Below are 12,576 nucleotides of genomic sequence, written 5' to 3'. Positions count from 1 at the left end.
CGAACCCCCACCTGTGCACTCGCAACCACCCCCGACGACGAGTATGCACAGCATCACTGCACGTTACCAGGGTGTTTCAGCCACACTTGAAAAGCCTCGCGGCGAACGGCCGGGAACCGAAAAGCTGTGCGTGTCGGACGGGAAACCTTCAGGACCGAGGTGACGCGGCGAAGACCGTGGGGGGCTTAGTCGCGTCCGGCGGCGGTCGGCGAGGTTGCGGCTCACCCGCCCGACGAACCCAATGGGCGCGGCCTCCGGGTGGGGATCCGGGGGTCGCGCCCGTCTCATTCTTTGCGAAAGCGCAAGAAGTTCAACGCCCAATAATTCAACGCGCATATTGCGTGGGGAGTTGAACAGGAACTCACATTTCCCCAACGATCATGCAACGGTACGCCCGGACGAAATACGACGGGGCGGACACCTCCGCACAAGGTGTCCGCCCCGTCTCCTTTGGAAACCGGAGCCGCCGCCCATCGGTTTGAGGGTCGGGGACGAGCGACGGCTCCGGTGGTCTTCGCACGACTTCGCTACTGAACCGATGTTCAGCGGCGCCGCCGGCGGTGGGTCAGCGGCTGTCGCTGCCCTTCGACTCGGCCGCCGCGCGGCCGGCCTCCAGACGCGCCACCGGGATCCGGAACGGCGAGCAGGAGACGTAGTCGAGGCCCACCTCGTGGAAGAAGTGCACCGACTCCGGGTCACCGCCGTGCTCGCCGCAGACGCCGAGCTTGATGTCCGGGCGGGTGGCCCGGCCGGCCTCGACGGCCTGACGGACCAGCGAGCCGACGCCGTCCTTGTCGATGGTCTCGAAGGGGCTGACGCCGAAGATGCCCTTCTCCAGGTAGGCGGTGAAGAAGCTGGCCTCCACGTCGTCGCGGGAGAAGCCCCACACCGTCTGGGTCAGGTCGTTGGTGCCGAAGGAGAAGAACTCGGCGGCCTCGGCGATCTGACCGGCGGTCACGGCGGCGCGCGGCAGCTCGATCATGGTGCCCAGGGCCAGCTTCAGCTCCACGCCGGTCTGCGCCACGACCTCGGCGATGACCGCCTCGGCCTCCTCGCGGACCAGCTCCAGCTCCTGGACGGTGCCGACGAGCGGAATCATGATCTCGGCGCGCGGGTCGCCCTTGGCGTCGATGCGCTGGGCGGCGGCCTCGGCGATGGCACGGACCTGCATGGTGAACAGACCGGGGATCACCAGGCCGAGGCGGACACCGCGCAGACCCAGCATCGGGTTCTGCTCGTGCAGCCGGTGCACGGCCTGGAGCAGCCGCAGGTCGTTCTCGTGCGGCTCCTTGCGGGCCTCGGCGAGGGCGACGCGCACCGAGAGCTCGGTGATGTCGGGCAGGAACTCGTGCAGCGGCGGGTCGAGCAGGCGCACGGTGACCGGCAGGCCGTCCATCGCCTCGAAGAGCTCGACGAAGTCCTTCTTCTGCAGCGGGAGGAGGGCCTTCAGCGACTCCTCGCGCTCCTCGTCGGTGTCGGCGAGGATCAGGCGCTCGACGTACTGGCGGCGCTCACCGAGGAACATGTGCTCGGTGCGGCACAGGCCGATGCCCTGGGCGCCGAAGCGGCGGGCACGGGAGGCGTCCTCGGCGTTGTCGGCGTTGGCGCGGACCCGCAGGCGGCGGACGCGGTCGGCGTAGGCCATGATCCGGTGCACGGCCTGGACCAGCTCGTCGGCGTCGTCGGCACCGGCGTGCATCCGGCCCTCGAAGTACTCGACGACCGGGGACGGTACGACGGGCACCTCACCGACGTACACCTTGCCGGTGGAGCCGTCGATGGAGACGACGTCGCCCTCCTCGATGACCACACCGGAGGCGGTGGTCATGCGGCGGCGCTTGGTGTCGACCTCGAGCTCCTCGGCGCCGCAGACACAGGTCTTGCCCATGCCCCGGGCGACGACGGCGGCGTGCGAGGTCTTGCCGCCGCGGGAGGTGAGGATGCCCTCGGCGGCGATCATGCCGTCCAGGTCGTCCGGGTTGGTCTCCCGGCGGATCAGGATGACCTTCTCGCCCGAGCGCGACCACTTGACGGCCGTGTACGAGTCGAAGACGGCCTTGCCGACGGCGGCACCCGGGGAGGCGGCGATACCGCGGCCGAGCTGCTCCACCTTGGCGTTCTCGTCGAACTTCGGGAACATCAGCTGGGCGAGCTGGGCGCCGTTGACTCGCTGCAGCGCCTCGGCCTCGTCGATGAGGCCCTGGTCCACCAGCTGGGTGGCGATGCGGAAGGCGGCGCCGGCGGTGCGCTTGCCGATACGGGTCTGCAGCATCCACAGCTGACCGCGCTCGATGGTGAACTCGATGTCGCACAGGTCCTTGTAGTGCGTCTCGAGCGTCTCCATGATCTGCATGAGCTGGTCGTACGACGTCTTGTCGATCGACTCGAGCTCGGCGAGCGGCACGGTGTTGCGGATACCGGCGACGACGTCCTCGCCCTGCGCGTTCTGCAGGTAGTCGCCGTAGACGCCGGCGTGGCCGGAGGCGGGGTCGCGGGTGAAGGCGACGCCGGTGCCGGAGTCCGGGCCGAGGTTGCCGAAGACCATGGAGCACACGTTGACGGCGGTGCCGAGGTCGTGCGGGATGCGCTCCTGGCGGCGGTACAGCTTCGCGCGGTCGCCGTTCCACGAGTCGAAGACGGCCTTGATGGCCAGGTCCATCTGCTCGCGCGGGTCCTGCGGGAAGTCGCGGCCGGTCGCGCTCTTGACGATCTTCTTGAACTGCTTGACGAGCTTCTTCAGGTCGCCGGCGTCCAGGTCGGTGTCGCTGGCGACCTTCTTGGCCGCCTTGGCCTCGTCGAGGGCGTCCTCGAAGAGCTCGCCGTCCACACCGAGGACGGTCTTGCCGAACATCTGGATGAGGCGGCGGTACGAGTCCCAGGCGAAGCGCTCGTTGTCGGCCTGCGCGGCGAGACCCTCGACGGAGGCGTCGGAGAGACCGATGTTGAGGACCGTGTCCATCATGCCGGGCATCGAGAACTTGGCACCGGAGCGGACGGAGACGAGCAGCGGGTTGTCGGCCTGGCCGAGCTTCTTGCCCATCTTGCTCTCGAGTGCGTCGAGGTGCGCGCTGACCTCGTCGCGGAGCTCCACCGGCTCGGAGCCGCTGTCGAGGTACGTCTTGCACGCCTCGGTCGTGATCGTGAAGCCGGGGGGAACCGGGAGACCGAGGTTGGTCATCTCGGCCAGGTTCGCACCCTTGCCACCAAGGAGGTCCTTGAGGTCCTTGTTGCCCTCGGTGAAGTCGTACACGAACTTCTGATCATTGTTTTCCGACACGGGTCCCGACTCCTCGACGACTCGGTTGGCTGCCCTGACGGCGAGGAACATACCCAGATCGAAGGCGTCTGGGGAGGTACGCCTACCGGTCACCCTGTCTTAACCACCCGTCCGCCAGCACATCGAAAGTAACTGTCAGGTAGCTTGCGCTTTCAGGCCCCGAAGCTCGTTTGACTCAAAGTAGGCCTAGAGCGCTCACATGAGCGCGCTATTCGGCATATGCGTTCAACTCTTGAACGCAAAACGGGTGGCACTCCGTGCCACCCTTCAACCGCCACAGGCGACCGTATACCGCTCATCTGAGCAGTACCCCTATCAGGGGTGGCGAGAATCACTCCGTAAGGGCGGTCCGATTCCCACGATCCGGACCGTCCGCGGGACGATCCGGCCTCCCGTGCGCGGCGGCGGCCCATTCGTGCACGTCACCCTGTGTCCGCACCGGCGATCTTGTGCACGCGGTGCCACTCCGGGCCAGCTGCCCACGGCGCCCTGGGACGACGGGTAACTCGCCAGGGCGACGGAAGGGACACGGTGTGTCCACCCGTTCGACACTTCGGGCCCGCTCACGTGAGCGGGCCCGAAGTGTCGAACGGGGATGCGCGGCGCCTTTGCGGACGCTCGATCATTCAAGAAGCGTCCGCACGATCCACCCGGGCACCGTCCTTCCGTTCCCTTGCCGGAGGCGGTGCCCGCGGGGGGGGGCGGACCGGCTGCGGAGAGCGAGGCCGGCTCAGCCGCCCGACGTGTCCAGTTCCGCGTCCTCGCTCACGCCGGCGCAGTCGTACGGGTCCTTCAGCCAGCCGTCCGGCAGGACGACCCGGTTGTTCCCGGAGGTGCGGCCGCGGGGGCCGTCCGCGCCGACCGGCCACGGCTGGTCGAGGTCGAGCTCGTCGAGGCCGGAGCGCAGCGCGTCCAGGGAGGACGTGACGGCGAGCCGCTTGCGCATCTCGGAGCCGACCGAGAAGCCCTTGAGGTACCAGGCCACGTGCTTGCGGAAGTCGATGACACCGCGCGACTCGTCGCCCAGCCACTCGCCGAGCAGGCGGGCGTGCCGGACCATCGCGTCGGCGACGACCCGCAGCGAGGGCTGCGCGTACGCGCCCGTCCCCTCGAAGCCCGCCACGAGGTCGCCGAAGAGCCAGGGCCGGCCGAGGCAGCCGCGGCCCACGACGACGCCGTCGCAGCCGGTCTCGCACATCATGCGCAGCGCGTCGTCCGCCGACCAGATGTCGCCGTTGCCGAGCACCGGGATCTCCGGCACGTGCTCCTTGAGCCGGGCGATGGCGTCCCAGTCGGCGGTGCCGCCGTAGTGCTGGGCGGCGGTGCGGCCGTGCAGGGCGATGGCGGTGACGCCCTCCTCGACGGCGATCCGGCCGGCGTCGAGGTAGGTGATGTGGTCGTCGTCGATGCCCTTGCGCATCTTCATCGTCACGGGCAGGTCGCCCGCGTTGCTCACGGCCTCGTTCAGGATCGCCCGCAGCAGCGGCCGCTTGTACGGGAGGGCGGAGCCGCCGCCCTTGCGGGTGACCTTCGGCACCGGGCAGCCGAAGTTCAGGTCGATGTGGTCGGCGAGGTCCTCGTCGACGATCATCCGCACGGCCTTGCCGACGGTCACCGGGTCCACGCCGTAGAGCTGGATCGACCGCGGCTTCTCGGTCTCGTCGAAGCGGATGAGCTGCATGGTCTTCTCGTTGCGCTCGACCAGGGCCCGCGTCGTGATCATCTCGCTGACGAACAGCCCCTTCCCGCCGGAGAACTCACGGCACAGGGTGCGGAAGGGGGCGTTGGTGATGCCGGCCATCGGCGCGAGCACCACCGGCGGCTGCACGATGTGCGGCCCGATGGCGAGGGGGGAGAACGCGGTCATTCGCCTATTGTCGCGCACTGCGCAAGTCTTTAGACAGCCGTACTATCCGGCTATGGCCGAGGACACGAAGGAGCTCACCCCCGGCCGCCGACGGGTCGTCCTCGCGATCTGCTGCATGAGCCTGCTGATCGTGAGCCTGGACAACACCGCGCTCAACGTGGCCCTGCCCGCCCTGCGCAGCGACCTGGGCGCCTCCGTCTCCGGTCTGCAGTGGACCATCGACGCCTACACGCTGGTGCTGGCCTCGCTGCTCATGCTCGCGGGCTCCACCGCCGACCGGATCGGCCGCCGCCGGGTCTTCGCCACGGGGCTCGTGGTCTTCGTCCTCGGCTCGCTGCTCTGCTCCCTCGCGCCCACGCTGGAGACCCTGGTCGTCTTCCGGATGGTGCAGGCGGTGGGCGGCTCCATGCTGAACCCGGTCGCCATGTCGATCATCACCAACACCTTCACCGAGCCGGCGGCCCGCGCCCGTGCCATCGGCGTCTGGGGCGGGGTGGTCGGCGTCTCCATGGCAGCGGGCCCGCTGGTGGGCGGTCTCCTCGTCGAGTCGGTCGGCTGGCGCGCGATCTTCTGGCTGAACCTGCCGATCGGCCTCGCCGCCCTGCTCCTCACCCTGCGCTACGTCCCCGAGTCCCGCGCGCCCCGCCCCCGGCGCCCCGACCCGGTGGGCCAGGTCCTGGTCGCGGCGCTGCTCGGCTGCCTCACGTACGCGATCATCGAGTCCAGCCTGCCCTTCGCGGGAGTGGCGGCGCTCGCCCTCGCCGGGATCCTCTTCTACGAGCCGAGGCGCCGCGAGCCGCTGATCGACCTGCGGTTCTTCCGCAGCGCGCCGTTCAGCGGGGCGACGGTGATCGCGGTCTGCGCCTTTTCCGCGCTCGGCGGCTTCCTCTTCCTGAACACCCTCTACCTCCAGGACGTCCGGGGGCTGTCCGCCCTGCAGGCGGGGCTCGCGATGCTGCCGATGGCGGCGATGACCTTCGTCTTCGCGCCGCTCTCCGGGCGACTGGTGGCAGCGCGCGGCCCGCGGCCCTCGCTGTTGCTCGCGGGCACGGGCATGGCGGGCGGGCCGCTGCTCTTCGCCGCCTTCGACGCGGAGACCAGCACGCCGCTGCTCTTCACCGGCTACGTGGTGTTCGGCATCGGCTTCGGCCTGGTGAACGCGCCGATCACCAACACGGCCGTGTCGGGGATGCCGCGTGCCCAAGCGGGCGTGGCGGCGGCCGTGGCCTCCACCAGCCGCCAGATCGGCCAGACCCTCGGGGTCGCGGTGGCCGGCGCCGTCCTGACCGCGGGGCTGGGAACGGCCGCGTACGGCGTGGACGGGGCCGGCGGCGCGGACCCCCTGGCGGGCTTCGTGGACGCGAGCAGGGCGGTCTACTGGATCATCACGGCGTGCGGACTGTGCGTGCTGCTCGCCGGCGCGCTCACCAGCGGCGCGTGGGCGCGCCGCACCGCGGAACGCACGGCCAGGCTCCTGGAAGAGGCGGCTGGCCCTCAGACGGCGGCCAAGACCCGGTCCTCCTGAGCCGCCCGCCCGGCCAGGCTCCTGGAAGACACCGCCGGCCCTCAGACGGCGGCGAAGGCCCCGTCCTCCTGAGCCGCCCGCACGGCCGTGGCGCCCTGGGCCGCGGGCGGCCCGTCCGCGCCCTCCGCCGCGTGCGCCGGGACCTCCTCCGCCCGCTGGTCGTCCGCCCGCCGCTCCTCCGCCAGGATCAGCGCCCGGAGCCGTTCGACACCCGCCCGCGAGGCCTCGTCGAGCGGTACGTACGTCACCAGGCGCGGTCCGGACTGGGGGCCGAGGTAGAGGTTGGTGTGTTCGAGGCGGAGCAGCCCGACCTTGGCGTTGCGGATGAGCTTCGTCCGCCCGGACTGGTCGACGACGTCGTGCCGGGCCCAGATCTCCCGGAACTCCGGGGAGGCGTCCTGCAGCCGGTGCAGCAGCGCCTTCCAGGCGGGTTCGGCGAGGTGCTCGGCCATGGCGGCGCGCAGCTTGCCGGCCAGTGAGCGGAGCACCTCGGGCAGGTCGGTGACGGCGGCGCGGAAGTCCTCGTCGGTGAAGGCCAGCCACAGGCTGTTGCGGTCCTCGCGGGGCAGCGCGTCCAGGTCGCAGAAGAGGCGTCCGAAGGTGCGGTTGTAGGCGAGGAAGTCGTAGCGGCTGTTCTGCACGGCGGCCGGGACCGGCTCCAGCTGGTCGAGGAGCTGCCGGAGCGCGGGCGTGACCGTCGGGCAGGGCGTCTCGGGGTGCGGGTCGGACTGTCCGGCCAGCGCGAAGAGGTGGGTCCGCTCGGTGGGGTCGAGCAGCAGCGCGGCGGCGAGCGCGTCCAGGACCTGCGGGGAGACCTGGATGGGGCGGGCCTGCTCCAGCCACGTGTACCAGGTGACGCCGACGGCGGAGAGCTGCGCGACCTCCTCGCGACGCAGTCCGGGGGTGCGGCGGCGCCGGCCGCGCGGCAGCCCTGCCTGCTCGGGGCTGATCCGCTCGCGCCGGCTGCGCAGGAACGCGGCGAGCTCGTGCCGCCGGTCGTCCGGCTCGGTGGTCGCGTGCGCCGTCATGACTGTCATGCTCCCAGGGTGCCGGGGCGCTCAGCCCATTGCCAGGTACTCCTTGTACCAGGATAAAGACGCTCTGGTACCAGGCTGGGGATGGACCGAGGCTCGGTTGCGTGACTACGACAACCTCCCCGTCCACCCGCGCCGCCGTCCCGGTCGTCGACCACTCCCGGCCGGCGCTCGGTTCCCTCGGGCTGTTCACCGTGCTGCTCGGCGCGGCCCTGCCACTGATCGACTTCTTCATCGTCAACGTCGCCCTGCCCACCATCGACCACGACCTGGCCGCCGGACCGGCGCTCCTCGAACTGGTCGTCGCCGGATACGGCCTGGCGTACGCCGTGCTGCTCGTCCTCGGCGGGCGGCTCGGCGACCTCTTCGGACGCCGCCGGCTCTTCCTCGTCGGCATGGCCGCCTTCGGCGCGACCTCCCTCGCCTGCGGTCTCGCCCCGGACGCCTGGACGCTGGTCGGCGCCCGGGTGGCCCAGGGGGTCGCGGCGGCGCTGATGCTGCCGCAGGTCCTCGCGACCATCCACTCCTCGACCTCGGGCGCCCGGCACGCGAAGGCGCTGAGCCTGTACGGGGCGACCGCCGGCCTGTCGATGGTCGCGGGCCAGATCCTCGGCGGCGTGCTCGTCGCCGCCGATGTCGCGGGCACCGGTTGGCGCGCGGTCTTCCTGGTCAACGTGCCGGTGGCGCTGGTCGGTCTGCTGCTCGCGGTCCGCACCGTCCCGGAGACCCGTTCGGACCGGCCCGCGCCGGTCGACGTGCCGGGCACGCTGCTGCTCGCACTGTCCCTGATCACGCTGCTCGCCCCGCTGACCGAGGGCCGGGCGGCGGGCTGGCCGCTGTGGACCTGGCTCGCCCTCGCGGCGTTCCCCTTCGCGGCCGGCGCCTTCTGGTGGGTCGAGCTGCGGACCGACCGCCGGGGCGGGGTGCCGCTGGTTCCGCCGAGCCTGCTCGCCCTGGTCTCGCTGCGCCGGGGGCTGGCGGTGGTGCTGCCGCTGTCTCTGGGCTTCAGCGGCTTCATGTTCGTGATCGCGGTCGCGCTCCAGCAGGGCCTGGGCATGGGGGCGGTGGCCTCGGGCCTGGCGCTGGTGCCGATGGCGGTGGCCTTCTTCGGGGCCTCGCTCGCCGGTCCTCGGGTCGTACGGCGCTGGGGCACCCGGATCGTGACGGCGGGCGGACTGCTCCAGGGGCTCGGTATCGCCCTGATCGCCTGGGTGGCGTGGCGGGGCTGGGCGGACCTGTCGGTGTGGCACCTGGTGCCGGGCATGGCGATCGCCGGCCTCGGCCAGGGTCTGCAGCTGCCGGTGCTCTTCCGGCTGGTGCTGTCGGAGGTGCCGGCGGAGCGGGCCGGCGTCGGCAGCGGGGTCATGGTGACCACCCAGCAGTCGGCACTGGCGCTGGGGGTGGCGACGCTGGGCTCGCTGTTCCTGTCGCTGAGCTCCTCACCGGCCGGGACGGGCTCGGCGGTGACGACGACGCTGCTGGTCCAGCTGGGAGTGATCGCGCTGACGGTGCTGCTGAGTCTGCGCCTCCCCCGGACAGTGAAGTGACAAATATTGAAATCTGTCATCGCACATGTCATGGTTGAAGGGTGCCCGGTCCGACGGGCACCCTTCCTCCCCTCCCAGGAGCCCCCCATGACCACCACCACCGCCCTTCCGACCCGCCCCCTCGGCACCACCGGCCCCCGGGTCTCCGCCCTCGGCCTCGGCTGCATGGGCATGTCCGCGCTCTACGGCGAGGCCGACCGCGCCGAGTCGATCGCGACGATCCACGCCGCCCTGGACGCCGGCGTCACGCTTCTCGACACCGGCGACTTCTACGGGATGGGCCACAACGAGCTGCTGATCAACGAGGCGCTGCGCACCGCTCCGGCCGCCGCCCGGGAACAGGCCCTGACCAGCGTGAAGTTCGGTGCCCTGCGCGCCGTCGAGGGAGACTTCCTCGGCTACGACGGGCGCCCGGACGCGGTGAAGAACTTCGCCGCGTACTCGCTGCACCGCCTCGGCACCGACCACATCGACATCTACCGGATCGCCCGCGTCGACCCGGACGTGCCGATCGAGGAGACCGTCGGCGCCATCGCCGAACTGGTCGAGGCGGGCCACGTCCGGCACATCGGCCTCTCCGAGGTCGGTGCCGACACCCTGCGCCGGGCCGCCGCCGTCGCCCCGATCGCCGACCTCCAGATCGAGTACTCGCTGCTCTCCCGCGGCATCGAGGACCGGATCCTGCCGGCCGCCCGCGAGCTGGGCATCGGCATCACCGCGTACGGGGTCCTCTCGCGCGGCCTGATCAGCGGGCACGTCACCCGTGACCAGGCCTTCGCCCCGGGCGACTTCCGCGGGATGTCCCCGCGCTTCCAGGGCGAGAACCTGGGCCGGAACCTGGACCTGGTGGACCGGCTGCGCGACGTCGCCGCGGCGAAGGGCGTCACCGTGGCCCAGGCCGCGATCGCCTGGGTCCTGGCCCAAGGGCCTCGTCACGGCGCCGACATCGTCCCGCTGATCGGCGCCCGGCGCCGGGACCGGCTCGCGGAGGCCCTCGGCGCGCTGGACGTCACGCTCGACACGGCCGAACTCGCGTCCATCGAGGCGGCCGTCCCGGCGGGCGCGGCGGCCGGTGCGCGCTACCCGGAGAACCAGATGGCCCACCTCGACAGCGAGCAGTGAGCGGCCTGCGGATGACAGGTACTGTCATTCCATGGCCGCCACCACCGAAACCCTGACCGCGGAGCGCATCCTCGAGGCCACCGAGGAGGTCCTCCGGCGCTACGGCCCCGCGAAGGCGACCGTCGTGGACGTGGCCCGGGTCCTCGGGGTCAGCCACGGCAGCGTCTACCGCCACTTCCGTACGAAGGCGGCGCTGCGTGAGGCGGTGACGGAGCGCTGGCTGGAGCGGACGATCATCGCCCTGGAGCCGTACGTGACGACGGCGGAGCCCGCCGACGAGCGCCTGACCGGCTGGCTCACGGCCCTCTTCGCCCTCAAGCGCAAGAAGGCGGGCGGCGATCCGGAGCTGATGGCGACCTTCCAGGTGCTGATCGGCGAGAACAGCGCCGTGGTCGACCGGCACGAGGACCATCTGGTCGAGCAGATCGCCCGGATCCTGGAGGACGGCGTCCGCGAGGGCGTGTTCGCCGCCCCGGAGGCCGACGCCGCGACGACGGCCCGCGCGGTCTTCCACGCCACGGACCGCTTCCACAACCCGGCGCACTCCGCCGAGTGGTCCGCCCCTGACAGCGAGGCGGCGTTCACGGCGGTCGTCTCCCTGGTGCAGCGCGCCCTCAAGGCCTGACGCCGCGGCACGTGCCCGCACGCGCCCGACGCCGCGGCACATGCCCGCCCGCGCCCGACGCCGCGGCACGCGCCCGCCGGGTACGGGAGAGCCCCCGGTTCCGAGACGGAACCGGGGGCTCTCCCGTGCGTGCGAAGCGGACTCAGCAGCCGATGAGGCGGCTGGCCAGGTAGCCCTGGATCTGGTCCAGGGAGACGCGCTCCTGCTTCATGGTGTCGCGCTCGCGCACGGTCACCGCGTTGTCCTCGAGGGTGTCGAAGTCGACGGTGACGCAGTACGGCGTACCGATCTCGTCCTGGCGACGGTAACGGCGGCCGATGGCGCCGGCGTCGTCGAACTCGATGTTCCAGTTCTGCCGCAGGTCGGCCGCGAGGCCCTTGGCCTTCGGCGAGAGCTGCGCGTTGCGGGACAGCGGCAGGACGGCCACCTTGACCGGGGCCAGGCGGTGGTCGAGGCGCAGCACGACGCGCTTCTCCATGACGCCCTTGGCGTTGGGGGCCTCGTCCTCGGTGTACGCGTCGAGCAGGAAGGCCAGCATGGCGCGGCCGACACCGGCCGCCGGCTCGATGACGTACGGCGTGTAGCGCTCGCCCTCCTGCTCCAGGAAGGTCAGGTTGGCGCCCGAGGCCTCGGAGTGGGCCTTCAGGTCGTAGTCGGTGCGGTTGGCGACGCCCTCGAGCTCGCCCCACTCGCTGCCGCCGAACTGGAAGCGGTACTCGATGTCGGCGGTGCGCTTCGAGTAGTGGGAGAGCTTCTCCTTCGGGTGCTCGAACCAGCGCATGTTCTCCTCACGGAGACCCAGGCCGGTGTACCAGTTCCAGCGCTGCTCCATCCAGTACTCGTGCCACTGCTCGTCCTCGCCCGGCTTGACGAAGAACTCCATCTCCATCTGCTCGAACTCGCGGGTGCGGAAGATGAAGTTGCCCGGAGTGATCTCGTTCCGGAAGGACTTGCCCATCTGCGCGATGCCGAACGGGGGCTTCTTGCGCGAGGTGGTCTGCACCTGGGCGAAGTTGGTGAAGATGCCCTGGGCGGTCTCGGGACGCAGGTACGCGACGGAGCCGGTGTCCTGGGTCGGGCCGAGGTGCGTGGAGAGCAGGCCGGAGAACTGCTTGGGCTCGGTGAAGGTGCCCTTGTTGCCGCAGTTGGGGCAGTTGAGGTCGGTGAGGCCGTTCTCGGGGAGGCGGCCGTGCTTCTCCTCGTACGCCTCCTCCAGGTGGTCGGCCCGGTAGCGCTTGTGGCAGGAGGTGCACTCGGTCAGCGGGTCGGTGAAGGTGGCGACGTGGCCGGACGCCTCCCAGACCTCGGTGGCCAGGATGACGGAGGAGTCGAGGCCGACGACCTCCTCGCGCGCGGTGACCATGTAACGCCACCACTGACGCTTGATGTTCTCCTTCAGCTCGACACCCAGCGGTCCGTAGTCCCAGGCGGCCTTCTGGCCACCGTAGATCTCGCTGCACGGGTAGACGAAGCCACGGCGCTTGCTCAGGCTGACGATGGTGTCGATCTTGTCGGCGGCCACGGTGCTCTCTTCATTACGACGACGAAGTGCGAATGCCTCAGGTTACCGGCGCCCGCA

At 70.8% G+C, this 12,576-nt stretch carries 8 protein-coding genes; 4 read left to right on the top strand and 4 right to left on the bottom strand.

Features of this window, described 5'->3' with window-relative positions:
- Nucleotides 1-565: 565 nt before the first annotated feature.
- Both ppdK and dusB read right to left on the bottom strand, forming a co-directional pair.
- Nucleotides 566-3,277 carry a pyruvate, phosphate dikinase gene (ppdK, locus tag ACIRQF_RS32390; protein ID WP_376630231.1) on the bottom strand — a complete coding sequence of 904 codons (2,712 nt, stop codon included), beginning with the start codon at nucleotides 3,275-3,277 and terminating at the stop codon, nucleotides 566-568.
- A 730-nt stretch (nucleotides 3,278-4,007) separates the two neighbouring features.
- Nucleotides 4,008-5,144, bottom strand: a complete 1,137-nt coding sequence (dusB, locus tag ACIRQF_RS32385; protein WP_404097766.1) for a tRNA dihydrouridine synthase DusB — start codon at nucleotides 5,142-5,144, stop codon at nucleotides 4,008-4,010.
- A 52-nt stretch (nucleotides 5,145-5,196) separates the two neighbouring features.
- Between dusB and ACIRQF_RS32380 the strand changes: the two genes are divergently transcribed.
- The gene (locus ACIRQF_RS32380) at nucleotides 5,197-6,669 is read left to right on the top strand and encodes an MFS transporter (protein WP_404097763.1); all 1,473 of its coding nucleotides are present in this window, start codon (nucleotides 5,197-5,199) and stop codon (nucleotides 6,667-6,669) included.
- Between the two features lie 41 nt (nucleotides 6,670-6,710).
- On the opposite strand, the gene ACIRQF_RS32375 is transcribed toward ACIRQF_RS32380, so the two are convergent.
- Nucleotides 6,711-7,706: a helix-turn-helix domain-containing protein gene (locus tag ACIRQF_RS32375; RefSeq protein WP_404097761.1), complete on the bottom strand. Its 996-nt coding sequence runs from the start codon at nucleotides 7,704-7,706 to the stop codon at nucleotides 6,711-6,713.
- Between the two features lie 101 nt (nucleotides 7,707-7,807).
- On the opposite strand from ACIRQF_RS32375, the gene ACIRQF_RS32370 reads away from it, so the two are divergent.
- The 3 genes from ACIRQF_RS32370 to ACIRQF_RS32360 all read left to right on the top strand — a co-directional run bounded on the left by ACIRQF_RS32370 (nucleotide 7,808) and on the right by ACIRQF_RS32360 (nucleotide 10,997).
- Nucleotides 7,808-9,250, top strand: a complete 1,443-nt coding sequence (locus tag ACIRQF_RS32370; RefSeq protein ID WP_389750087.1) for an MFS transporter — start codon at nucleotides 7,808-7,810, stop codon at nucleotides 9,248-9,250.
- A gap of 87 nt (nucleotides 9,251-9,337) precedes the next feature.
- The gene (locus ACIRQF_RS32365) at nucleotides 9,338-10,372 is read left to right on the top strand and encodes an aldo/keto reductase (RefSeq protein WP_404097757.1); all 1,035 of its coding nucleotides are present in this window, start codon (nucleotides 9,338-9,340) and stop codon (nucleotides 10,370-10,372) included.
- A gap of 31 nt (nucleotides 10,373-10,403) precedes the next feature.
- The gene (locus ACIRQF_RS32360) at nucleotides 10,404-10,997 is read left to right on the top strand and encodes a TetR family transcriptional regulator (protein ID WP_376630242.1); all 594 of its coding nucleotides are present in this window, start codon (nucleotides 10,404-10,406) and stop codon (nucleotides 10,995-10,997) included.
- Between the two features lie 142 nt (nucleotides 10,998-11,139).
- Here ACIRQF_RS32360 and ACIRQF_RS32355 read toward each other — a convergent pair whose 3' ends face one another.
- On the bottom strand, nucleotides 11,140-12,519 hold the full coding sequence (locus tag ACIRQF_RS32355) for a glycine--tRNA ligase (RefSeq protein WP_404097754.1): 1,380 nt from the start codon (nucleotides 12,517-12,519) through the stop codon (nucleotides 11,140-11,142).
- Between the last annotated feature and the right edge of the window lie 57 nt (nucleotides 12,520-12,576).

The sequence above is a fragment of the Streptomyces sp. NPDC101191 genome (assembly GCF_044767915.1).
Classification (GTDB): domain Bacteria; phylum Actinomycetota; class Actinomycetes; order Streptomycetales; family Streptomycetaceae; genus Streptomyces.
This window is presented reverse-complemented; position numbering and strand designations above follow the sequence as displayed.